The following is a 23836-nucleotide window of genomic DNA, read 5'->3' as shown; positions in this document are numbered from 1 at the left end:
TTGTCGGGCGTCTTGGGTGGTGGATCAGTGGGCCGTCAGCGTGCGCGCGAGCGCGTCAGCCAGACCGGGAACGAGGTCGTCGGCCGCCAGCAGGTCGTCCGGGTCGCTCTTGAGCCGGGCCACGCCGTAGCGGCCCCCATCTCGGGTGACGCCCACCACGACGCGGACGTCGCGGCGCTCGGCGTGCTCGGCGACGAACGTGGCCGCAGCCTCGGGATCGTCGGGGATGTCGGCCTCCACGTGCGGCGGGACGAAGACGCGCTCGATCGCCATGGCGCAGCCGTGCACCGTCTCGGGCCACATGATGCGCCCCAGGTCCTCCATGAGGTCGGCCCCGGTGTGGAAGCCATCCTGCTCGATGGAACTCAGGGCGCCGTCGGGAATGCCGCCCGGACGGGACAACTGCGCGGCCAGCGAGGGCTCTGCCGCGAGCAGTTCACCCGTGGGCACCAGCGCGAACAGCCGGGCCGGCTGGTCCCAACCGCCGTGCGTGACGTGGCGTTCGATCTCCAGCAGTGCCGCCGCCAGGGCGTCGTTGGTCATGCGCATCCCTTCACGAGACCCTCGGTGGCCGGGTCGCCCAACATCTCGAGGGAATTGATGGTGTCCTCCAGGGTCTCGACGCTCACCAACCGGACGGTGGAGGGATGGCCCGCGAGGTCACCGCAGTTGGCGGCGGGCAGGAAGAAGAAGTCCGCGCCGTCCCGCTCGGCTCCCGAAACCTTCTCACGAACCCCGGAGACGGTCGACACCGTGCCGGCCCCGTCGATCGCGCCGGTCCCCGCGATCGTCCGCCCACCGACGAGGTCGCCGGGCGTGATGGTGTCGAAGATGGCCACGGCCATCATCAGTCCGGCGCTGGACCCACCGATGGACGGGTCGAGAGCGATGTGGACCCGGGGCGTGTAGCTGTACCCCATGACCAGGTTGCCGCCCCACACCGGCACGCCGACGTTGGTCTTGGACGGAGCCGTGTCGACCTTGACCACGAGCACCTCACGGTCGCGCAGCACCCGGAACAGGACCTCCTGGCCGATGGTGCGGCTCTCGATGGCCGCGCGTGCGTCGGCGACGGTGGGGGTCGGGGTGTCGTCGATGGCCAGCACGAAGTCGCCGGGGAACAACTTGTCGGCGGCGGGCCCGGTGCTGGAGACGGATTGCACCATGGGGATCTGCTCCACCTCGTTCCCGGCGGCGCGCAGGGCCGCTGCGGCGGCGTCCGACTGGGACGCGGTCATCTGCTGCGCCTCGCGGGCACGCAACTCGGACTGCGAGATGCGGGTCGGATAGACGTGCTCCCGCTGGTAGACGTCACGATCGGGTGTCCAGTGGGCGTACAGGACCTCGGGGAGACTCACCGGTGAGTCCGAGCGTGTCATCGAGGTGGTCGTCACCAGGATCTTGCCGGTTGCGGGAAAGGTCTCCAGGTCCTGGACCGAGACGACGGGGGCTCCCTCGCTCTGGGCCAGGAGGTCGTGGGTGGCTCCCGGGGACACCGTGACGAAGTCGACGGGCCACATGGCGACGAACGCCGCCGCGACCACGAACAGCAGGGCGGACACGGCGGCGGTCCACGTCTGCTTGGTCATGGGAATGATCCTACAGGGACGCCTTCCGACGTCCGTTTGCCCCATGCCCCACAATGGATGGGTCGAGGAAAGGGAGTGCCACGATGGCAGCCGAGGACCACAACCCCATGGAGGAGTTCCTCCGCCAGTTCGGGATCCAACCCGGGCCGGACGGGACCTTCGACCTCAACCAGCTCATCGGCCCGCTCCAGCAGGCCATGCAGCAGTTCAGCCGCCAGATGTCCGCGATGGGATCCGGGAGCGGGGACGGGCTCAACTGGACCTTCATCAAGGACATCGCCCGCAAGGTGACCGCGGGGGCAGGGCCGGACCCGAGCCCCTCGGCGTCCGAAGCCGTCGCGATCCGCGACACGGTCGCCCTCGCCGACCTGTGGCTCGACCAGCACACCGCCTTCGACCGGACCAACGCCCCGGCGGCCACCTGGAGTCGCGCGGAGTGGGTCGAGGGAACCATCGCCACCTGGGAACAGCTCGCCGGCAGCGTGTCGAACTCCCTGGCGACAGCCGTCGGTGGCCTGATGAAGCGGGCCGAGCCCGAGGCCGCGGGGATGATGTCGATGATGGAGCCGATGATGAAGATGGCTGCCACGGGCATGCTGTCGGCCCAGGTCGGCCAGGGCATCGGCCAGCTGGCGACGGACGTGCTCACCGGCTCCGACCTCGGCCTCCCCCTGACCAGCAAGCCCGTGGTCGCCCTGCTGCCGACCAACATCGCCCGCTTCGCCGAGGGCCTCGACGAGCCGTTGTCCGACGTGCGTCTCTACCTCGCCCTCCGCGAGGCAGCCCGCCAGCGCCTGTTCGCCAACGTCGCGTGGCTGGCGCCGCAGATGCTCGCCCTCATCGAGCACTACGCGCGCCACATCACGATCGACGCCACCGCGTTCGAGGAGGCGATGGAGGCCCAGATGCAGGGGGGCCTGACCCCCGAACGCATGGAGGAGTTCGGCCAGCAGATGGCGGGACGGCTCTTCCAACCCGCGCTGACACCGGAGCAGGTCGAGATCCTCGGTCGGCTCGAGACCCTGGTCGCCGATGTCGAGGGGTGGGTCGACGACGTGGTGTCGCAGACCACCGCGATGTTCATGCCGCGCGCCGACGCCCTCCTGGAGATGGTCCGACGACGCCGTGCGTCCGGAGGCCCGTCCGAGGCGGCGCTGAAGACGCTGCTCAACCTCGAGCTCCGGCCGCGCCGCGTCCGGGACGCGGCGAACCTGTGGGCAGCGGTGCGCTCCGCGAAGGGCATCGAGGCACGCGAGGCGGTCTGGTCGCACCCGGACCTCGTCCCGACGGGCGCGGACCTCGACGACCCGCTCGGCTTCGCCGCCCACGGGCACGTCGCCGAGGCCGCTCCCGCGGCGCTGGACGACCTCGACGCCCAGTTGGCCCGCCTCATCGAGGAGGAGCGGGGCGGCGGCACGGACCAAGGCCAGGAGCCCGGGAGGGGCTGACCTCACTTCTCGGGGTTCCGCCGCGCGAAGTCCACACCCTCGAGGAAGCCGCGCGCGCGGGCGGAATCCACGTGCGCGTTCACGAGTTGCCAAAAGCGTGTGCCGTGCTGGCGCTCCTCCAGGTGGGCGACCTCGTGGAGCAGCACGTAGTCGACCACCCAGTTCGGCATCGTGAGCAGTCGGTCGCTGATGCGGATCTCGCCGGTCTGGACCGTGCAGGACCCCCAGCGGGACGCCATGTTGCCGACCCAGCGGACCCCGATCGCCGGCTCCGGACCGGACGCATGCGGCGCGATCCAGGTGCGGTAGAGCTCCACCGCGCGCTCCGTGAGCTCGGCATCGGCTCGTGGCGGACGCTGCGTGGCCTCCTTGGCCAGGAACCGCTCCACCAGACCCGGCACCAACTGGCGTCGCTGCCGCTGGCTCATGTGCTCGGGCACCACGACCACGAGCGCTCCCCCCTCACGGAAAGCCGTCATCGTGCGCGTCCTGCGCGCCGAGGAGCGCACCTCGTAGTTCTCATCCGCCATGCACACGAGGGTAGGACGCGGTCCTGACATTTCGCTTTGGACTGGATTCGCGGGCGGGCCGCCGGTTGACCGGCGGGCGACGGCCCACTAGTTTGTCCGCAGGACCCCCGGAGGGTCGGATACCCGCAGGGGAAGGCAGGTGTCCGACACACCCGGGGGTCTTGCCTTGTCGCCACGCATGAAAGGCGGAGGCTGCCCTATGCTGTACGGGTTAGTCCCAGCGGGTTGCTCCGGTGGGGGAACCGAACAGCCAGGAGGAAACCGTGTCGAACGACACCTACAGCGGCAAGTTCTACTGCGTGAAGTGCAAGGACCACCGCGAGGCGGAGGGCGCCATCTCGGTCAACGAGAAGGGCACCCGCATCGCCAAGGCCAAGTGCCCCGTCTGCGGCACGAACCTCACCCGCTTCCTGCCCAAGGCCTGACCGCCGGGCACACGAGTTCCTGAGGGGCACCGGGCTTCCCCGGTGCCCCTCATGCACGTCCAACGACCGGTGTCGTGCGGGTGTTGTCCGAGTGTTGTCCGTCCCGCCCCACGCGCGCGTCGGCGACTGCCGGTCGCGATGCTGTTCATCGTGTCCTCCCCGCTGCTCACCCTGACCCGCCCCGTGAGCGTCCTCGTCCGTCCCGACGCCTCCCTCCAAGTGGGGCTGGACTCGGACGAGGCTCTCGTCATCCCCCAAGCTCCCGCCGGCACGGACGCCGTGGTGCGGGCGTTGCGCCACCCCCGCACTCTCCTGGAGGTGAGCCGGCTCGTCCCGGCGGTCCCCTTCCCGTGGCTGGAAGGGCTCGCCGGCACGCTGCTCGGAGCCGGACTCCTGAAGGCCGTCATCCCCGCAGCGCCAACGTCCGTCTCGGTCCTGGGATCCGGGATCCTGCACGACCAGGTCGCCAAGCTCCTCGACGCCGAGGGCTGGTCCGTCAGCGACCATCTCAGCCCCCAGGCCAATGGCCTGGCGGTGGTCTGCGCCTCGACCGCTGAACCGGACCGGGTGCTCACCCGCGACCTGACGGCGTCCGGGGTGACCCATCTCGTGGTGCGCGCCGAGCCCGAGCGTGCGGTGGTCGGGCCCTTCGTCGCACCTGGTGCGAGCAGTTGTGTGGGCTGCACCGACCTGGTGCGGCGTGACCTCGACCCGGGCTTCCCGCACCTCCTCGCCCAGTTGTGCCGGTCCGAGCACACCCCCGCGCCGCGACAGGCGGCGTGGGCCGCGGCCATGGCGTCCGCCCAGACGGCGGCGTGGCGTGCCGGCAGGCCGCCCGAGACGCTCGGGGTGACCCTCGAGCTGGACGCACACTCGGGGTCGCTGGGCGCACGCCGTTGGCCGCGGCACCCCGACTGTGGGTGTGCCCTGCTGGTCGGTCAGGCCCCGTGATGCTCGGCCAGCACACGGAGGACGCCCTCGCCGTACCGCTCGAGCTTGGTGCGTCCGACACCGCCGATCTGGGCGAGTTCGGCCAACGTCGCGGGGCGCTCCTCCGCGATGGCCATGAGGGTGGCGTCGGTGAAGACCACGAACGCGGGCATGCTGGCCGAGTCCGCCTCGGCCTTGCGCCAGGCGCGGAGCGCCTCCCACGTCGCCTCGTCATAACTCGAGGGACAGTCCGTGTGCCTCTTCAACTTGCGCTCGGCGCCGCTGGTGAGGCCGCGCCCACACACACGACAGGTGGCCTCCAAGGCACTGGCCCGGCCACCGCGCCGCCGCTTGGACGCCCCGGGCGCCGCCTGGTGCGGCGTCAGGACGCCGTCGAGGAAACGGCTCTGCGAGCGCCGTTGCCCTCCCCCGTTCCTGGTGACGGACCACGACAGGCGGAGGTGCTCACGAGCGCGCGTGATGCCGACGTAGAAGAGGCGGCGCTCCTCGGCGATCGCCTCAGGGCGGGTCGCCAGCACGAACGGAAGGCTCCCCTCGTGGACGCCGATGATCGCGACCGCATCCCATTCAAGGCCCTTCGCGGCGTGCAGCGTCGACAGCGTGACGCCCTGCCCGGTGGGCGCGTGCTGGACGCGGGCGCGGTGCTCCAGGTCGGCGACGAGGTCCGCGACGTCGGCGTGGGGGTGGGTGCGCGCGAACTCGCCCCCGGCCGCAGCGAGCGCCGACCAGGACTCCCAGCGCTCGCGCGCGGTGCCCTGCCCCGACGGCGGCTCCGTCGTGAAGCCCAACCCCGCCAGCGCAGCGTCCAGGACGACGGTCGGGGCCTCGTCAGGGGTGGCCTTGGCGGCAGCGGCGAGGGCGCGCAGCGCGGCCCGCACCTCGGCCCGCTCGAAGAAGCCCTCGCTGCCGCGGGTCGAGAAGGGGATGCCGGCATCGGCCAGAGCCGCCTCCAGCGCGGGCGACTGTGCGTGGATGCGGTAGAGCACGGCCATCTCCGACCAGGGCACACCGGCCTTGTTGCACTCGGTGAGCCACGCGGCCACGCCACTCGCCTCGGCCGCCTCGCTCTGCGCCCCGACGTAGAGCGGCTCGGGGCCGGACGGGCGCTGGGCACGCAGCTCGACGCCGGGGCCATGGCCCTTCATCACGGCGTTCGCCAACCCGACCACTTGGGGCGTCGAACGGTAGTCGCGGACGAGTTCGACGACCGCCGCGCTCGGGTGGCGCTTGGTGAAGCCGGTCAGGAATCCCGCCTGAGCACCCGCGAACGAGTGGATGGTCTGGGCCGGGTCACCGACGACGCAGATCTCCTCGGAGTCACCGCGCCACAGGTCGAGCAGGGCCTGTTGCAGGGGGCTGACGTCCTGGTACTCGTCCACCACGAAGTGGCGGTACGTGCGCCGCACCTCGCCGGCGACGCCGGCGTCCTCGGCCAGCAGGCCGGCCGTGCACAACAGGATGTCGTCGAAATCGATGACGCCACGGGCCGCCTTGACCGCCTCGTAGTGGGCCAGGACGCGGCCGACCTGGTCGGCCGCGAGGTTGTTCACCTCTCGGCCCCGCTGGGTGGCCAGGGCGGCGTACTCCCCCGGAGCCACGTTGCTGACCTTGGCCCAACTGATCTCACCCGCGACGTCACGCAACATGCCGGTGTCGGGTGTGAGTCGCTCCCGGCGCAGCGCGTCCGCGACCATGCCGACCTTGTGGTCCGCGACCGCCGGCAACTCGGTTCCGTACACGCGCGGCCAGAAGTACTGCGCCTGTCGCAGGGCGGCCGAGTGGAACGTCCGGGCCTGGACCCGGTGGACGCCGAGGGTGCGGAGCCGTGCGCGCAACTCCCCCGCCGCCCGGGTCGTGAAGGTGAGCGCGAGCACCGCGGTGGGGTCGAAGGCGCCGGTGGCCACGCCGTACGCGATGCGGTGGGTCATGGCCCGCGTCTTGCCCGTCCCAGCACCGGCGAGCACGACGACGGGACCCTCGAGCGCGGTCGCGGCGCGCCGCTGCTCGGGGTCGAGGCCATCGAGGACGCTGTCGGGATCGGTCACGCCCAGCACCCTACGCGCGACCGCCGACAGTCACTGCGCGAGGACCAGCACGTCATCCAGGGAGAGGCGGGTGCGGGCGGCGGCGTCCCGCTCGCGGATCTCGGGTGCGACGGCGTCCGAGTCGTCGTGCCGGCCGATCGCCATCACCGTCATCGGCTGGACGCCCTCGGGCAGGCCGAGCGCCGCGTGCAGGGCGTCGCGGTCGAAACCGCCCATCTGGTGGGCGTTCAGCCCGAGGTACTCGACCTGCGCGGTCGCGTGCGCGGCGGCCTGGCCGAGGTCGTAGGCGGTGAACGCCTGCATGCGACCCGCCCGCTCGGGGACCACGGCGAAGACGAGCAGGGCGGACGCCGCGGGCGTCCAGGTCTGGTTGAACCCGGCCAACGCGCCGTGGATCGCCTCGAAGGCGGCGGTGCCCCGGCGGGCGGCCACGAAGGCCCACGGCTGCGTGTTGCCGGCCGACGGGGCCCAGCGGGCCGCCTCGACGACGCTGAGCAGGTCCTCGCGTTCGATCGTGTGGGTGGCGTCGAAGCCGCGGGGGCTCCACCGATCCGCCAGCGGCGGTGCGATGGGCAGGTCGGTGGCATTGCGCACGGTCGTGGCGTTGGTCATGGGGGTCCTCTCGTCGCGGTGGTCGAAACTTCAACCACCCAGGCCGCCGTTCTGTTCCCTGCCCCCGAAGATTGTCCGGGGCGACCTCTAGGGTGAACAGCGATGAACGAGATGCACCTCCACACCGCTGACGACCTGGGCACGCTGGCCCGGGGTTTCGTCGCGGCCACGGCCGGCGCCGGTGACCCCTTCGCCCGCCCCCTGCTCCTCGTGCCGGGCGCCGGCGTCCAACGGTGGCTGGGTCAGCAGGTGGCCCGCTCGAGCGCAACGGACGGGGAGGGCATCTTCGCCGGTTTCGAGGTGCACCGCTTCGGGCCCCTCGAGCGCCTGCTGCTCGGTGAGGGCCACGACGACGCGTGGGAGCCGGAACGACTCGTGTGGGCCATCTTGGGTGCGGTCCGCGCGGGAGCCCCGGGCCTCGAACCGCTGGCGGCCCACCTCGACGCGAACGACCAGCGCTACGCCAACGCCCTCCGGATCGCGCGCCTGTTCCGGCGCTACGCCGACCATCGACCCGACATGCTGGCAGCGTGGTCGGCCGACCCGGGGGCGTCCGCGGCTGCGCTGGGGTTCGATGGATGGCAGGTGCACCTGTGGGCCGCCCTGCACCAGGGCATCGGCGCCGACGACCCCGTGGTGGCGCGCCATCGACTGGCTGGGGCGGTCACGTCCGGCCGCGTTCCGGTTCCATGGCCGGCCGTGCACGTCTTCGCGCCGCGGCGCTCCACCACCGCCCAGCGCACCCTCCTCCGCTCCCTGGCGCACTGGGCGCCCGTGCACGTGTGGCTGGCGTCGCCCGGCCCCGAGGACACGGAGAATGCGCTGGCCCGCGCGCTCGGGCGCGCGGCACGGGAGTCGCACGCAGCCTGGCTGGAGGGCGATCCCCGCGTCACGCACATCGCCGGCTCCGGACGCCGCGGCTCGACGCTGGCACGGCTGCAGCAGTCGGTCCTGGCCGGTGCCCCGGTCCCGGACGCCGTCGCCGACGGGACCGTCACGATCCACGCCAGCCACGGGGCGGGCCGACAGGTGGAGGTGCTGCGCGAGGTCGTGACCGGCCTGTTCGCCGACGACCCCACCCTCGAGCCGCGGGACGTCGTCGTGGCATGCCCCGATCCCACCGCCCTCGCGCCACACCTGGCGGCCGCGTTCACCGACCCCGGGGGCTCACAGCGTGGGTGGCAACACCCCGCCACGGGGTTGCGCCTCCAGGTGGTCGAGGCCGACGCCTCACAGGCCAACCAGCTGTTCACGCTGCTGCGTGACCTGCTCACCCTGGGGGCCAGCCGGGCGACGGCGTCGCAGTTGCTGGGGCTGGCCGCCCATCCGTTCGTCGCACGCCGGTTCGGGTTCGGCGGCGACGCGCTCGAACGCCTGGAGGAGTTGGTCTCCGCCTCCGCCATCCGCTGGGGCATCAATCCGGAGCACCGCGCCCGCTTCGGCCTGGGGCAGGTGCAGCAGAACACCTGGCAACTGGGCGTCCAGCGGCTCGTGATGGGCGAGGCGTTCAGCGAGGACCACCTGGTCAGCGCCGGCGTGGTCTCCACGGTCGACGACGTGGCCTCCACCGACGCGGCGCTCATCGGGGCGCTCGCCGAGCTGGTCAGCCGCGTGTCCCGTTCGGTGCGCGCCCTGTCGGGCGAGGGGTCGGTCGCAGACTGGGTCGCCCGCCTGCGCCAGGCGATCGATCTCCTGGCCGACGTCCCCTTCGCCGACGGCTGGCAGCTGTCACAGGTGTGGGCCGTGCTGCAGTCCATCGAGGCGCGCGCGGGCGCGTCCGGTGCCGTGCTCGCACCCGCCGACGCGCTGGCCCTCCTCACGGACGCGTTCGCCGAACGCGGCATTCGGCCCGCCTTCGGCAGCGGCGCGCTCGTCGTGTGCTCGCTGGAGGCGCTTGCCCGCGTCCCCCACCGTGTGGTGTGCCTCGTCGGACTCGACGAGCGCACCTTCCCACGTCGCGGGTTGGGCGATGGGGACGACCTGATCGCGCGCGAGCCGGCTCCCGGCGACCCTGACCCGGGGGCGGACGACCGTCAGGCCGTGCTCGACGCCGTGCTCGCTGCCCGCGACCACCTCGTCGTGGTCTACCAGGGGCAGTCATCCCTCACGCCGGAGCCGCACCACCCGCCGGCGGGGGTCCAGGAGCTCATCGAGGCGATCGGCGGTACCGGGCAGGTCCTGAGGGCGACGCTCCAAGGCTTCGCGTGGGCCAACTTCGTCGGGCGCGAGCCCTCGTTCGACCTCGCCGCTCTCGACGCGGCACGAGCCCTGGTGTCCCCCAGGGACGCGGATCCCGACCGGTGGGCGGTCGGCCACCTGCACCGGCCCGCCCCCCTGACCGAGTTGGGGGTCGACCGGCTCGCCTCGATGCTCAAGCATCCCGGTCGCTTCCTCCTCAAGGAGAGGGCCGACCTGACGCTCGGTGACGACGAGCCGCTGGCGGAGAGCATGCCGCTGGAACTCGGCCATCTGGACGCGTGGTCGGTGGGCGACGGCATGCTGACAGCCCTGAGGGCCGGTCACACGTTGGACGCGGTCACCACCGCGGCCTGGCTGAGCGGCGACCTCCCGCCTCGCAGACTGGGCGCGGAGGCCATCAGGAGCATCGCCGAGAAGGCGCAGTCGGTCCACCAAGCGTTCCTGAAGGTGGCCGACGGCGCACCGGACGCGCAGGTCATCGACCTCGTCGTCGAGGGCGTCAGGCTGACCGGCCGCCTCACCCTGCGCAACGGCCTGCTTGCCGAGTCGCACTACGGCAGTGTCAACGCGAAGCACCTGGGGGAGGCGTGGGTGCGGCTGCTCGCCCTCACCGTGCAGTCCGGACGCCGCGTCGACGCCGCGCTTGTGGGCGGCAAGGGCACGTTCCGGCTCGCGGCACCCCCGGTGGACATGGCCACGGCCTTCCTGTCCGACCTCGTCACCCTCGCGGGGCACGCCACCGAGCGTGTGCTCCCCCTGCCCCCACGGGTGGCCGAGTTCTGGGCGCAGGAGCGCGCGAGGGGCCGCGACCCGAAGGACAGGAAGGACATGCTCGAGAAGATCTGGCGGTGGGATCGGGACGAGGTCTGGCGGCTGTGGTACTCGGGCGACAAGACCCCGTGGGCCGTGCGCCGCGAGGCTGACGACCCATGGGGGCACCCCGAGGAGGAGTCACAGCTGGGGGCCCTGGCCCTACGGGTGTGGGAACCGATCAGGAAGGCCTCATGTTGACCACCACCTTGTTCGACCTCACCGGCCCACTGCCCTCCGGCACGACCGTGTTGGAGGCGTCCGCCGGCACCGGCAAGACCTTCGCCATCGCAGCGCTGGCCGCGCGCTACATCGCCGAGGGCGTGGCCGGGGTGGACGACCTGCTCCTCATCACGTTCTCGCGGGCGGCGACCGCCGAACTGCGCTCCCGCGTCCGTGAGCGGATCCGCGAGACAGCCTCGGCCCTCTCCGCCGCGGCGCAGTCCACCCCGCCGCTGTCCACCCCGGCGCTGTCCACCCCGGCGCTGTCCACCGCGGTGCTGGGCGACTGCCCGACCGACGAGGTCACCGCCCACCTGGCCGACGCCGCCCCCTCCGTGGTGGCCGAACGCGCGGCGCGCCTCGAGCGGGCATTCGCGCACTTCGACCGGGCCGCCATCATGACCACCCACGAGTTCTGCCACGGCATGCTCGCCGGACTCGGCGTCCTGGCGCCCCAGACGCCGCAGTCCACGCTCGTGGAAGACCTGCGCCCCCTCGCCGACGAGGCAGCCGAGGACGTCTACATCCGCCTGTTCGCAGACGAGCCGCACGGGGCCCCTTTCGCCTTCGGCAGGCAGTGGGACGCCGACCCCGGCGCGCGGGACATCGCGCGTGAGGCCGTCAACGAGATCGCCGAGCTCGCCGGTGCCGGCAGCCCGGGCTCCGCCGGCGCGCGGGTCGAGTTCGCCGCGGCCGTCCGCCACGAGGTGGAGGCGCGGAAGCGTGCTCGGCGCCTGTACTCCTTCGACGACCAGTTGACGCGTCTGGACGCCGCCCTGTCCGACCCGACCACCGGGGAGCAGGCTCGCGCAAGGCTGGCCCGCCGCTTCCCCGTGGTGCTCGTGGACGAGTTCCAGGACACGGATCCCACCCAGTGGAGTGTCCTGCGGCAGGCGTTCGCCGGCGCCGTGGCCCTGGTGCTGATCGGTGACCCCAAGCAGGCGATCTACGGCTTCCGCGGCGGCGACGTGCACACCTACGGCATGGCGGTCCAGAAGTCGGACGCCAAGACCACCCTGGGTGTCAACCACCGGTCCGATCCCGAGGTCGTCGAGGGAGTTGCGACCCTGTTCCGAGGGGTTCGCCTCGGGTCCGACATCGGCGTCCCGATCGTGGCGACAGCCCACAGGCCGCGCCTGGTCGCCGCGCCGGAGAGCCCCTGGGCGCGGGGCGTCCAGGTCCGCGCCCTCGAAGCCGAGAAGGCGATCCACCCCGCCACCGCGCGCGGCAGGATCACCGACGACCTCGTGTGCGTCGTCAGCGACCTGCTCGCGCGCGACGCGCCCCTGCGCAAGGTGGACGGAGCCCTCGCACCGTCCGACATCGCGGTGCTGGTCCGCTCCAACGAGCGGGGACAGGAGCTGGCGAGCGCCCTGGCGGGCGCCGGGATCCCGGCCACCTTCAACGGTTCGAACAGCGTGCTCAACACGCCCGCAGCCGGTGACTGGCTGACCCTGCTGCGTGCGCTCGACCAGCCGCGGCGTCCGTACCTGCGTCGGGCCTTCCTCACCGACTTCGTGGGGGCGACCGTCACGAGCCTCGCGTCGGCCGATGCCGACCAACTGGGCGACTGGTCCCTGCTCATCCACACGTGGGCCCGCGTGCTCGACCGGCACGGGGTGCCCGCGCTGTTCGCCGCCTTCGACGCCGACACGAACTTCCGCGGGCGGCTGTTGTCTCGCCCGGACGGGGAGCGGCTCGTGACCGACCACCGCCACCTCGCCGAACTGTTGCACCAGCAGCTGAGTGCCGGTCGGGCCGGACGCGCACGCGACCTCGCGGCTTGGCTCGTCGCCGAGCGGGACGGCTCGTCCACCGGTGCGGACAGCACCCGGCGACGCGACACGGACGCCGATGCGGTCCAGGTGATGACCATCCACCGCGCCAAGGGCCTGCAGTGGCCGGTGGTGCTTCTGCCCGAGGCGACCCACCAGCGTGAGGCGGACAAGGACACCGGACGTCCGCTGGTGCTGCCTCGCGGTGATGGTCGCCTCCTCGACATCGCGGGTCGGAGCACCCCCGCACGCGCGGACCGCTGGGAACGGTGGCGCACCGAGGAGGGCGACGAGGCACTGCGTGCCCTGTACGTCGGGCTGACGCGAGCACAATCGCGTGTGGTCACCTGGTGGGCCCACCACTGGGAGACATCGGCGTCCCCCCTGCACCGGCTGCTGCACGCGGGCCACGACGCGGCCGTCGCCGAGCGACCAGCGCTGAGCTACCCGACCTGGGACCTTCCCGACGGAGGTTCCCCCGTCGGCCTGGCCTGGCTCGCGGACTCGCAGGTGGCGTGCGTGGCCGTGCCCCAGCCCACGCCGTCCGGTCGTGGCGGTTTCATCGTGGACCTCCCGGCCCCGGCAGAACTCCGGACCCGGGGGTGGTCGCGCACGATCGACCGGCAGTGGCGCCGAACGTCGTACTCGGGCCTCACCGCGGCCGCGCACGAATTCGCCGCTCCCGTCGACTCGCCGCTGGTCGGTGACGAGCTCATCGACGGCTTCGAGGTGGACCCGGACCCGGCCTGGACCCAGCCGTCCCCCCTGGCAGAGCTGCCCGCGGGGGCCGCCTTCGGCACGCTCGTCCACTCCATCTATGAGCACACGGACGCCACGGGCGACTCATGGCGCGACACGCTCGCCGAGGCCGTGGGCGAGGCCCTGCGCCGCTGGCCGGTTGGGGACGTCCGCGCCGCCGAGTTGGCACCGGCCCTCGAGCCGAGCTTCACGACTCCGCTGGGCGCCCTCGCCCCCGGGCGGACGCTGCGCAGCTTCCCCCCGGCGGACCGGCTGTCGGAGATGGAGTTCGAGTTCGCCCTCGACAACCCGGACGCCACGCTGGCCGACATCGCGGCACTGCTGGCCGAGCACCTGCCGGCGGGCGACCCGCTCGCCGGCTACCCGGCCCGGCTCGACCACCCGGGGCTCGCCGACCAGGTGCTGCACGGCTTCCTCACGGGCTCGGTGGATTCGGTGCTCCGGCTGGGGTCGGCTTCCGGGACGGAGGGTTTCCTGGTCGTCGACTACAAGACGAACCGGCTCTCGGCTCCCGAGGAGAAGCTCACCGTGGGCCACTACACGCCGGACGCCATGGCCGAGGCGATGATGACCAGCCACTACCCCTTGCAGGCACTGCTGTACTGCGTGGCCCTGCACCGCTTCCTCCGGCTGCGGATGGCCGGCTACGACCCCGAACGCCACCTCGCCGGGGTGTTGTACCTGTTCGTCCGGGGCATGGCCGGACCAGACACCCCCGTCGTCGACGGAACACCCTTGGGCGTGTTCGCCTGGAAGCCCCCCACCGCGCTGGTGCTGGCCACCTCGCGCCTGCTCGCCGGAGGGGCCGCATGACCGAGTCACACGTCGCCGTCAGCGCGGTCGGCCTCCTGGCCGACTTCAACCGGGCGGGTGCGCTCACCTGGGCGGACGTCCACCCGGCGCAGCAGTTGGGGCACCTGTTCGGTGAGAAGGACCAGCGCGTCCAGTTGGCGCTCGCCCTCACCGTGCGCGCGCTCCGCTCCGGGTCGATCTGCCTGGAGTGGGAGCGCATCCGCGACCTCGACCTCGGCGAGGACGTCGTGGCGATCCCCGAGGATTGGTGGCCCGAGGCAACCGGCTGGGAGGCCGCCCTCCGCGCCAGTCCGGCCGTCACCGTCGGGGACGGGCCGGACGGCGGCCGTCCCCTGCGCCTCGTGGACGGGGCGCTCTACCTCGAGCGTCACTTCGAGGACCAGGAGTCCGTGCAGCGCGCGCTCTTGGCACGCCTCAGCGGCGCACCCGCCTTCGGTGAACCCGAGGGGCAGGACGCCGCGGTGGCGCTGGCGCTCTCCAGCCCGGTGATGGTCATCGCCGGCGGTCCGGGGGTGGGCAAGACCTACACGATCCGACGGATCATCGACCAACTGCGCCAGGAGCAGCCGGACGCCCTGGTGGCCCTGGCCGCGCCCACCGGCAAGGCCGCCGCCCGCATGACCGAGTCCCTGGGTGACGGTTCCCTCACCGCGCTGACGCTGCACGCCCTGTTGGGGTGGAAGCCGGGGTCACGCAACCGGTTCCGGCACGACGCCGAGACGCCGCTCCCCCACGACGTCGTGATCGTGGACGAGATGTCCATGGTCTCGATGGTGATGATGAACCGCCTGCTGGCCGCGCTGAAGCCATCCGCGCGCCTCGTGATGGTCGGTGACCCCGACCAGCTCAGCTCGGTCGACGCCGGCAGCGTGCTCGCCGACATCACGCGCGCCCCCGCCACCGCGGGAGTGGTGGCCCGCCTGACCAAGAACTACCGCTTCGATGGGGCGATCGCGACGCTGGCCGCCGCCATCCGGGACGGGGAGGTGGCGACGGCCCTCGAGGTCCTGCAGGGGGGCGACGCCGGCGTCCGCCTGGTGGGAGTCGCCGAGGGGTCCGACCTGCTCCGTCGGCGGATCCTCCGCGCAGGGAGCCAGGTGTTCGAGGCCGCCTCACTCGGGCGGCCCGGCCCCGCTCTGGCGGCCCTGGACCAACACCGACTGCTCTGCGGCCACCGACGCGGGCCGTTCGGCGTCTCCCACTGGACGCGGCAGGTCCAGGCCTGGCTGCTGGACGGCGTACCGGGTTACTCGGTGGACGGCGAGTTCCACACCGGCCGACCGGTGATGGTGACGACCAACCGCCCCGAGTTCGGGCTGTACAACGGCGACACGGGCGTGGTCATCACCAGCGAAGGGCGCCCGGAGGCCTGGTTCTCCACCGGGGGCTCCCTGCACCACTGGTCACCGTTCCTCCTGGACGGACTCACGACCGTGCACGCGATGACAGTGCACAAGGCCCAAGGCAGTCAGTTCTCCCATGTCAGCGTGGTGCTGCCACCGACGGGGTCGCCGCTGCTGACCCGCGAATTGCTCTACACAGCGGTCTCACGCGCACGCGGCAGCGTCCTGCTGTTGGGCGATGCCGAGGCCGTCGCCCAAGCCATCGAGAACCCAGCGCGGCGGATGAGCGGGTTGGCGCACCGATTAGCATAGCCACGGCGAACAATCCCCTGCGACTAGGGTGTATACCAAGGTTCGACCCACGCTGCCGTCCCCGGTGCGCTAGACTGGGGGTTCGAGGAGAAGCGAGGCAGCAGTGCAGTTCAGCGTTGGTCACACCGTCATCCACCCCCATCACGGACCAGCATTGGTCACCGGATTGATGAGCAGAACGATCAAGGGCAACGTCATCGAGTACGTGAACCTGGAGGTGCAGGCCAGCGGCATGGCGGTCTCGGTCCCCCTGGCCACGGTGGATGACGTCGGCATCCGCGAGGTCGCGGAGGCCTGCGACCTGGCTCGCCTGACCGATGTCCTCCGAGCCGAGTCCGGCCCCGAGGAGACGAAGTGGGCCCGACGCGTCAAGAACCAGCGCATGGAGCTGGCCACCGGCGATCCCGTCCGCATCGCGGCCGTGGTCCGCGACTTGGTGCGCCGCCGCGAGGAGAGGGGTCTCTCCCTGGCCGAGAGGGACATGTTGCGCGAGGGGGCTGAGCCGTTGGTCGCCGAGATCGCGCTGGCGGTGAAGTCATCCGAAGAGCAGGCCCAGGAGGTCCTCGAGACCATCGTCGTCGAGCGCAGCGACGAGGTGTTGCAGCGCCTCGGGCTTCTGTCGGCAGCCTGATCCGCCTCGTTCACGGACGGCCGAGCGGGGTGGGTCAACCGGCCAGCCTGGCCGCCAGCCGTTGCACGGTCGGCCACGACCGCGTGGTGAGGCGGCGGCCGTACGCCTTCTCCATCCAAGCCATGTAACCCGAGGTGCGTCCCGGCTCGCTGTTGTCGGTGACCGACAGCAGGACGCCGTGGGTCCGGTCGAACCCGACCACATTCGTGGCGAACGCCTCGGGTGGGATAGGCAGCGGTTCGGGTGGGACCGTCCCTTCCTTGACGAAGGTCGCCGTCAGGTAGGTGCCCTTGCCGTGCGCGAGCCCCGGAAAAGGGTCGGTGGCAGCCAGGGAGGCCATGTCCTCCGCCGAGCGCAGGATGGCCGTGCTCGTCAGCCCCAGATCGCGGGCCAGCGCCGCGTCGATCGTGTCCTCCAGGGTGGGGACGTCTCCTTCGTCCGCGGTGAACAGGATGTTCCCGCTCGCTTGGACCGAGGCGACTTCCGCGAAGCCCAGCCCGGTGAAGACCCCGCGCAGGTGCTCGTTGCTCATGTTCTTCCCGGACGGGTAGATGCCGCGCAGCAGGGCGACGTAACGGGTGCTCATCCGTGGGCTCCGTCCGCCGGGGCCGCCAGGTGGTCGAGGTCGCGGACCGCGTAGCGGTGGTGCTCCCACTCCTCCTCCAGGATGGTCCGCAGGCACGACCCGACGGTCTCGGGGGACCGATCCGCATCCTCCGCGGAGACGTGCGGGTTCCGGCGCGGCTCGGCCAACTGTGCGGCGTCCGCCTGCGCCAGAAACGCGCGGACTTTTCCCTGCCGGTCGGCCCGCGCGGCCAGAACCTCGTCGAAGGTTGGTTGCTCGGCCGCGAACTCGGCGGATGCGAAGGCGGGGCTGTCGCTGTCGTCGCGCAGACCGATCGGGTGGAAGGGTTGCGCGCGGCCCAGCACCGCCTTGCCCAGCCACGTGTCGATCGCCAGCACGAGGTGGCGCAGCGTCTGGGTGAAAGACCACTCCCCCTCCACCGAGGCGTCCAAGGTGCCGTCCGGCAGGGCGAGGGCCCGATCGAGCGTCGCGTCCCACGTCCGCTCGAGTGCGTCCCAGGCGGCCAGCAGGCCGCCGGGGTCCGAGGCCGTCCGCAACTCGCGCCCCGGGAACCGGCGGTTCAGCTCGGCGTCCACGAGGGGGGCAACGTCCACTCCGTTGACGACCAGCGTGTTGTCGCCCTCCAGCAGCCAGGGCGAGTCGATCTCCATGCCAGCCACGTCGCTGCCTCGGATGACCACGTCACCGAAGTCGCACGCGGCGAAGCGGGAACCGCGCAGGGTCCGGTTCCGGAACGTACGTCCGCTGAGTCGCTCGGGCTCCTCGCTCATGGTTCAACTCTCTCGTGGATCGGCTCCCGAGTCCACACCCAAGGTCGGCGGTCAGGCCCCCACGTAGGCAGCGAGGTGCTGGCCGGTGAGGGTCGAGCCGTCCGCGACGAGGTCGCCGGGGGTGCCCTCGAAGACGACGCGACCGCCCTCGTGGCCCGCTCCCGGTCCGAGGTCGATGATCCAGTCGGCGTGCGCCATCACGGCCTGGTGGTGCTCGATGACGATGACATCCTTGCCGGAATCAACCAGGCGGTCGAGGAGCCCCAGCAACTGCGCCACGTCGGCCAGGTGGAGGCCCGAGGTCGGCTCATCGAGGATGTAGGTGCCGCCGTTCGTGGCCATGTGGGTGGCGAGCTTGAGGCGCTGCCGTTCGCCGCCCGAGAGTGTGTTGAGCGGCTGCCCGATGTGCACGTAACCGAGCCCGACGTCGGCCAGCCGGTCGAGGATCTTGTGGGCCGCGGGCAGCTTCGCCTCGCCGGCGGCGAAGAACTCCAGGGCGTCGTCGACGGGCATGTCGAGGACCTCGCGGATGTCCTTGCCGGCCAGCTTGTACTCCAGCACCGCCGGCTGGAACCCCTTGCCCTCGCACTCCTCACAGGTGCTGGCCACCGTCTCCATGAAGCCCAGTTCGGTGAACACCTGCCCGGCGCCGTTGCACGTCGGGCACGCCCCCTCGGAGTTGGCGCTGAACAGCGCCGGCTTCACCCCGTTGGCCTTGGCGAACGCCTTGCGGATCGGCTCCAGAAGCCCGGTGTAGGTCGCCGGGTTGGACCGCCGCGAACCCTTGATGGCGCCCTGGTCCACCGTCACCACGCCCTCGCGGTTGCCCAGCGCACCATGGACCAGAGTGCTCTTCCCGGAGCCGGCCACGCCCGTCACCACGACGAGGACGCCCGTGGGAACGTCGACGTCAACGTCCTGCAGGTTGTTCGTGGACGCCCCACGGATCTCCAGCTTGCCGGTCGGCGTCCGCACCGCGGGCTTGAGCCGGGCGCGGTCGTCGAGGTGGCGTCCGGTCAACGTGTCGGACGCCCTGAGCCCGGCCAGCTCGCCTTCGTAGACGATCTGGCCGCCGTGTGAACCGGCGAGCGGTCCGAGGTCGACGATGTGGTCGGCGATGGCCATCACCTCGGGCTTGTGTTCGACCACGAGCACCGTGTTGCCCTTGTCGCGCAGTTGGACGAGCAACTCGTTCATCCGTTGGATGTCGTGGGGGTGCAGGCCCACGGTCGGCTCGTCGAAGACGTAGGTGACGTCGGTCAGGGCAGATCCGAGGTGCCGGATCATCTTCAGGCGCTGGGCCTCTCCACCCGACAGCGAGCCGGACGCGCGGGCCAGGCTCAGGTACCCCAGCCCGATGCCGACGAACGAATCCAGCAGGGCCAGCAGGTTGTCCAGCAGCGGCCCGGCGGACGGGGCGTCCAGCGCGCGCACCCAAGCGGCGAGATCACTGACCTGCATCGCGCAGGCGTCCGCGATCGAGATGCCGCCGAGCTCGGCCATCCGCGCGCCCTCCGCCAGACGTGTGCCGTCGCACTCGGGGCACGTACCGAACACGACGGCGCGCTCCACGAACGCGCGGACGTGGGGCTGCATCGCCTCCGGATCCTTGCTGAGCATGGACTTGCTGATCTTCGGGATGAGCCCTTCGTAGGTGAGGTTGATGCCCTCGACCTTGATCTTCGTCGGCTCCTTGTGGAGCAGGTCGTGGAGCTCACGCTTGGTGTAGTCCTTGATGGGCTTGTCGACGTCGAAGAAGCCCGAGCCGGCGAAGATGCGGCCGTACCAGCCGTCCATGGAGTAGCCGGGGATCTTGAACGGGTTCTCGCTGAGCGACTTGTCCGCGTCGTACAACTCGTTCACGTCGACGTCGGAGACCGAGCCGGTCCCCTCGCAGCGGGGACACATGCCGCCCACGACCTTGAACTGCTTGACGACCTTCGTCGCACCGGCGCCCTTGTCCACCTTGATGGCTCCGCCACCCGACACCGAGGGGACGTTGAACGAGAAGGCCTGCGGCGAGCCGATGTGCGGTTCGGCCAGCTTGCTGAACAGGATGCGGAGCAGGGCGTTGGCGTCCGTCACCGTGCCGACGGTCGAGCGGATGTTGGGGGACAGACGCTCCTGACCGACGACGATGGCGGTCGTCAGCCCGTCGAGATTGTCGACGTCCGGACGGTCGAGGGTGGGCATGAAGCCCTGGACGAACGCCGAATAGGTCTCGTTGATGAGGCGCTGGCTCTCGGCGGCGATCGTGTCGAAGACGAGCGAGCTCTTGCCCGAGCCCGATACGCCGGTGAAGACCGTCAGTCGACGCTTGGGCAGGTCCACGCTCACGTCGCGCAGGTTGTTGACTCGCGCTCCCTCCACCCGGATGACGTCGTGACGGTCTGCTGCGTGTGGCATGGATCCCCCTGGATTGAAAGAGCGCGTGACAGCTTCCCACTCAGGGTGCCCTTACTCAAGGAGGACCGGGCCGGCCGCAACAAGCCGCCGGTGGTCAGACCTTGGCCTTCCGCCACCCTGCAGCTCGGGCGTCGCTCTCGGAGCAGAACCAGCGCTCCCCCTTCGACTCGGAGATGACCGTCGCGTCGTAGTAGCGCTGGCCGGGGACGTGGTAGATCCTCTCCCCCTCCTTCGAGATGTTCCCCTTGATGGTGCAACCCGACTTCGTCGAGGTGTCGACGACCTTCGCCGCCGCCGTGGGCGCGGGGGCTGCAGCCCGGGTCGTTCTCGCCGGTGCCGGTTGAGTCGGTTGCGGTGGGCGGGTGGTCGGCGCAGGGCTGGCCTTGGGAGGCCGAGTCGTCGCCACTGGGGTTGGCTGGGGAGCTGCGGGCGTCGTAGCTGCAGGCGGCGTCGTAGCGACCGCGGGCGCCTGGGACGCGACAGTCGCCTCGACTGCACGTACGGGCGCTCCAGCGGTGCTCGGGGCTCCGGAGGCGCAGCCTCCAAGCAGGATGGCCGTCAGGACGCCCAACAGGGCGAACCACCGACGGGGCGTTGCGGCAGTGAGATTCGGGGGCATGGGCCATTGTCACCCAGATCGGTTGGGCCCGTGGCTAGGGAGGACAATTGCTCCGATCGTGACCTCAAGGGGACGAGCTGGACTCCCGCAGGGTCTGACGATCGGGGTCGAGGAACCGGCCCAGGACAGTGACCCGCTGGTCGGTGTAGCCCAGGTGCTCGTAGAACTGGATCACCGAGGCGTTGTCGGCCCGGACCATGAACTGGAGCTTCGGGACACCGCGCCCGTCCAGCCACTCCTCGGCCGCATGCATCAGTGCCCGGCCCAGTCCACGTCCGCGCCGGTCTGGTTCCACCGCCAGGTAGTAGACCCAACCGCGGTGCCCGTCGTGCCCCACCATCACGGTTCCCAGCAGGTCCGCGCCGTCGAGGGCAACCAGAATCGTTGACGAGGGCCCGCGCAGGGCTGCATATTGCGCTCGGTGAGGGCCGGTGTTCCGTTGTGGGGTGAGCCAGTGGTCCGGTGGGCGGTGAGCCACGGCGACGGGGCGCGGTGGACCGTGGCGGCGCTCGGGTTTTCGTGTGGGACGTTCGTCGCGCCGTGCCGTTGGGGTACGGCGTGACGAGAGGAAGTCGCCTTCATGGTCGACTACAAACAGATCCTTCGGCTGCGAGCTGAGGGGGTCAGTCAGCGTGGGATCGCGGACGTGTTGGGGTGTTCCCGTAACACGGTGGCGGCGGTGTTCACTGCGGCGGACTCGGCGGGGGTCGGGTTCGAGCAGGTGACGGACCTCGGGGCTGACGAGGTCCGCCGGCTGTTGCTGCCCGAACCGGCCAAGCCGGACTCGGACCGGGCCACACCAGACTTCGAGCACGTGCACCGGGAGCTGGGACGGCCGTCGGTGACGCTGCTGGTGTTGTGGAACGAGTACGTGGCCAACTGCCGCGCCACCGGCGAGGTGCCCTACCAGTACTCGTTCTTCAACGAACAGTACCGGCGGTGGGCGAAGGCCACCGGCGCGTCGATGCGGATCCAGCGCAACCCGGGCGAGTCGATCGAGGTCGACTGGGCCGGGGACCCGATGGCCTACGCCGACCCGCTGACCGGCGAACCACGACAGGGGTGGGTGTTCGTGGCCGCACTGTCGTATTCGGCCTACACGTATGTGGAGGCGTTCCCGGACATGACGCTCGGGTCGTGGATCGACGCGCACGTGCACGCCCTGGAGGATTTCGGGGGTGCTGCCCGGCTCCTGGTGCCGGACAACCTGCGGACCGGGGTGTCCCGGTCGGACCGCTACGAGCCGGCGTTGAACCCCGCCTATGCCCGGTTGGCCGAGCATTACGGCACCGCGGTCATCCCGGCCAGGGTGAAACGTCCCCGCGACAAGGCAGTGGTCGAAGGGAGCGTCCGGTTCGTCGCGGGGCAGGTCGCGGCGGTGCTCCGCAATCGGCAGTTCGTCGGGTTGGCCGAGTTGAACGAGGCCATCTTCGCCGAAGTCGCTGCCATCAACGCGCGTCCGTTCCAGAAGCGGGAGGACTCCCGGCAGATCGTGTTCGAACGCGACGAGAAGCCACTGTTGCAACCGCTGCCGCCGGTCCGGTTCGAGTTGGCCGAGCTCCGCAAGGCCAAGGTCGGCCCGAACTACCACGTCCAGGTCGACAAGAACTTCTACTCCGTCCCTTCCCGGTTGATCGGCCAATCCCTGGATGTGCGCCTCACCACGAGCATCGTGGAGGTCTTCGACGGGATCGAGCGGGTCGCGTCCCACCCCCGCTTCCAAGGGGTGTCGGGCCGGTATGCGACCCTGCCGGCCCACATGCCCGCCACCCACCGCAGCCGACTGGTCGACTGGACGCCGGAACGATTCGAGCAGTGGGCCGCCACGGTGGGCCCGAACACCCAAGCGGCGATCGGGGCGATCCTGGCGTCCCGCCAGATCGTCGAGCAGTCCTACCGGTCCTGTCTGGGGGTGATGTCGCTGGCCACCAAGCCCGGCGGCATGGCCCGCCTGGAGGACACCTGCACGCGGGCGTTGGCGGCCACCCCCGCCCCCTCCTACACGCTCATCAAGAAGCTGTGGACCGGCTGGACCCCACCCACCCAAGCCCCGCCGGCCCCCTCCCTGGGCGACGCCGGCTATGTCCGCGGCAGCGACTACTACGGGAGCCGAGCATGATCGATGTGGAAACCCTCACCCGCTTGAAGACGATGCGATTGTCCGGGATGGCCGAGTACTTCGAGAACCTCGCCGACACCACGACCGCCGCCACCCTGACCGGTCCAGAGTTGGTCAAACAGGCCGTCGACTGGGAATACGAGAGACGCCGCGACAGCAAGCTGCACCGGCTCCGCCGCCAAGCCTGCCTCGCCCAACCCGCCGCCGACCTGACCGACCTGAAAGCCATGCCCGGCCGCAGCATGGACCTCGAGCTGATCCACCGGCTCGCGGTCGGCGCCTACCTGGTCAAGCACCAAGACGTCATCCTGCAAGGACCCACCGGCGCGGGGAAGACCTACGTCGCCTGCGCGCTGGGGAACAAGGCCTGCCAGCAGTACCGCAAGGTGCTCTACCTGCCCGCCGGGGAACTGTTCGACCGGATCACCATCGCCGAACGGACCGGGGACAAGAAGCGCTGCCTCGACACCCTGGTCAACGTCGAGTTGTTGATCATCGATGACTGGTTCCTCACCCCGCCCACCCGGGTCCAGGTCCAGCAGTTGCACACCCTGATCGACCGACGACACAAGACCGCCTCCACGATCTACTGCTCCCAGCTACCACCGGGCCAGTGGCACGACCGGATGGAAGAGAAGATCCTCGCCGACGCCATCGTCGACCGGATCACCACCAACGCGCACGCCACCGTCCTGGACTGTGACGACTCCCTGCGCAAACACTTCACTCACCTGCAGTAACCACAGCGCTGGGGCGGCCCAAGCGGCCGCCCCAGCACCATGGCAACCCATCCCGTCGACGTGGCCCACCGATCCCCGGAACACTGGCTCACCCCCCAGCGGAACACCGGCCCTCAGCAAGCGCAATATCCA

General features: G+C 71.0%; 19 protein-coding genes. 9 read left to right on the top strand and 10 right to left on the bottom strand.

What is annotated here, in order from left to right; translation table 11 throughout:
• Window positions 1-24: 24 nt before the first annotated feature.
• A complete protein-coding gene (locus AC5YDV_RS14090; protein ID WP_496184147.1) occupies window positions 25-543 on the bottom strand; it encodes a PPA1309 family protein in 519 nt (172 codons plus the stop codon).
• Window positions 540-1589 carry a YlbL family protein gene (locus AC5YDV_RS14085; RefSeq protein WP_496184148.1) on the bottom strand — a complete coding sequence of 350 codons (1050 nt, stop codon included), beginning with the start codon at window positions 1587-1589 and terminating at the stop codon, window positions 540-542. The genes AC5YDV_RS14090 and AC5YDV_RS14085 overlap by 4 nt, the downstream gene beginning before the upstream one ends.
• A gap of 83 nt (window positions 1590-1672) precedes the next feature.
• Between AC5YDV_RS14085 and AC5YDV_RS14080 the strand changes: the two genes are divergently transcribed.
• On the top strand, window positions 1673-3037 hold the full coding sequence (locus AC5YDV_RS14080) for a zinc-dependent metalloprotease (RefSeq protein ID WP_496184149.1): 1365 nt from the start codon (window positions 1673-1675) through the stop codon (window positions 3035-3037).
• A 2-nt stretch (window positions 3038-3039) separates the two neighbouring features.
• On the opposite strand, the gene AC5YDV_RS14075 is transcribed toward AC5YDV_RS14080, so the two are convergent.
• Window positions 3040-3567, bottom strand: a complete 528-nt coding sequence (locus AC5YDV_RS14075) for a M48 metallopeptidase family protein (protein ID WP_496184150.1) — start codon at window positions 3565-3567, stop codon at window positions 3040-3042.
• Between the two features lie 263 nt (window positions 3568-3830).
• On the opposite strand from AC5YDV_RS14075, the gene AC5YDV_RS14070 reads away from it, so the two are divergent.
• Both AC5YDV_RS14070 and AC5YDV_RS14065 read left to right on the top strand, forming a co-directional pair.
• Entirely contained in the window at window positions 3831-3992 is a 162-nt protein-coding gene (locus tag AC5YDV_RS14070; RefSeq protein WP_496184151.1) for a DUF5679 domain-containing protein, read from the top strand.
• Between the two features lie 150 nt (window positions 3993-4142).
• On the top strand, window positions 4143-4943 hold the full coding sequence (locus AC5YDV_RS14065) for a hypothetical protein (protein WP_496184152.1): 801 nt from the start codon (window positions 4143-4145) through the stop codon (window positions 4941-4943).
• Here the strand turns inward: AC5YDV_RS14065 and AC5YDV_RS14060 are convergent.
• Window positions 4931-6988: an ATP-dependent DNA helicase UvrD2 gene (locus AC5YDV_RS14060; protein ID WP_496184153.1), complete on the bottom strand. Its 2058-nt coding sequence runs from the start codon at window positions 6986-6988 to the stop codon at window positions 4931-4933. The two genes, AC5YDV_RS14065 and AC5YDV_RS14060, sit on opposite strands and share 13 nt — an antisense overlap.
• A gap of 30 nt (window positions 6989-7018) precedes the next feature.
• Window positions 7019-7600: a nitroreductase family protein gene (locus AC5YDV_RS14055; protein ID WP_496184154.1), complete on the bottom strand. Its 582-nt coding sequence runs from the start codon at window positions 7598-7600 to the stop codon at window positions 7019-7021.
• Between the two features lie 102 nt (window positions 7601-7702).
• On the opposite strand from AC5YDV_RS14055, the gene AC5YDV_RS14050 reads away from it, so the two are divergent.
• The 4 genes from AC5YDV_RS14050 (at window position 7703) to AC5YDV_RS14035 (ending at window position 16464) form a co-directional block, all read left to right on the top strand.
• Window positions 7703-10810, top strand: a complete 3108-nt coding sequence (locus AC5YDV_RS14050) for an exodeoxyribonuclease V subunit gamma (protein ID WP_496184155.1) — start codon at window positions 7703-7705, stop codon at window positions 10808-10810.
• Window positions 10804-14178, top strand: a complete 3375-nt coding sequence (locus tag AC5YDV_RS14045; protein ID WP_496184156.1) for a UvrD-helicase domain-containing protein — start codon at window positions 10804-10806, stop codon at window positions 14176-14178. The genes AC5YDV_RS14050 and AC5YDV_RS14045 overlap by 7 nt, the downstream gene beginning before the upstream one ends.
• A complete protein-coding gene (recD, locus tag AC5YDV_RS14040) occupies window positions 14175-15833 on the top strand; it encodes an exodeoxyribonuclease V subunit alpha (RefSeq protein WP_496184157.1) in 1659 nt (552 codons plus the stop codon). Before AC5YDV_RS14045 ends, recD begins: the two co-directional genes overlap by 4 nt.
• A gap of 103 nt (window positions 15834-15936) precedes the next feature.
• Window positions 15937-16464: a CarD family transcriptional regulator gene (locus AC5YDV_RS14035; RefSeq protein WP_496184158.1), complete on the top strand. Its 528-nt coding sequence runs from the start codon at window positions 15937-15939 to the stop codon at window positions 16462-16464.
• Between the two features lie 34 nt (window positions 16465-16498).
• Here AC5YDV_RS14035 and AC5YDV_RS14030 read toward each other — a convergent pair whose 3' ends face one another.
• The 5 genes from AC5YDV_RS14030 to AC5YDV_RS14010 form a co-directional block, all read right to left on the bottom strand.
• Window positions 16499-17050, bottom strand: coding sequence for a DUF1697 domain-containing protein (locus AC5YDV_RS14030; RefSeq protein ID WP_496184159.1), 552 nt, complete (start codon window positions 17048-17050; stop codon window positions 16499-16501).
• Complete coding sequence (locus AC5YDV_RS14025; RefSeq protein WP_496184160.1) at window positions 17047-17820, bottom strand: DinB family protein; 774 nt, start codon at window positions 17818-17820, stop codon at window positions 17047-17049. The genes AC5YDV_RS14030 and AC5YDV_RS14025 overlap by 4 nt, the downstream gene beginning before the upstream one ends.
• A gap of 51 nt (window positions 17821-17871) precedes the next feature.
• The gene (locus tag AC5YDV_RS14020) at window positions 17872-20226 is read right to left on the bottom strand and encodes an ATP-binding cassette domain-containing protein (protein ID WP_496184161.1); all 2355 of its coding nucleotides are present in this window, start codon (window positions 20224-20226) and stop codon (window positions 17872-17874) included.
• A gap of 94 nt (window positions 20227-20320) precedes the next feature.
• On the bottom strand, window positions 20321-20476 hold the full coding sequence (locus AC5YDV_RS14015) for a sunset domain-containing protein (RefSeq protein ID WP_496184169.1): 156 nt from the start codon (window positions 20474-20476) through the stop codon (window positions 20321-20323).
• A 433-nt stretch (window positions 20477-20909) separates the two neighbouring features.
• Window positions 20910-21323: a GNAT family acetyltransferase gene (locus tag AC5YDV_RS14010; RefSeq protein ID WP_496184162.1), complete on the bottom strand. Its 414-nt coding sequence runs from the start codon at window positions 21321-21323 to the stop codon at window positions 20910-20912.
• Window positions 21324-21425: 102 nt separating this feature from the next.
• On the opposite strand from AC5YDV_RS14010, the gene istA reads away from it, so the two are divergent.
• Together istA and AC5YDV_RS14000 are read left to right on the top strand one after the other, a co-directional pair.
• Entirely contained in the window at window positions 21426-22964 is a 1539-nt protein-coding gene (gene istA, locus AC5YDV_RS14005; RefSeq protein ID WP_496181550.1) for an IS21 family transposase, read from the top strand.
• Window positions 22961-23704, top strand: coding sequence for an ATP-binding protein (locus AC5YDV_RS14000; protein ID WP_496181551.1), 744 nt, complete (start codon window positions 22961-22963; stop codon window positions 23702-23704). Before istA ends, AC5YDV_RS14000 begins: the two co-directional genes overlap by 4 nt.
• Window positions 23705-23836: the final 132 nt, after the last annotated feature.

The organism is Propioniciclava sp. LT432, from assembly GCF_059515965.1.
This window is presented reverse-complemented; position numbering and strand designations above follow the sequence as displayed.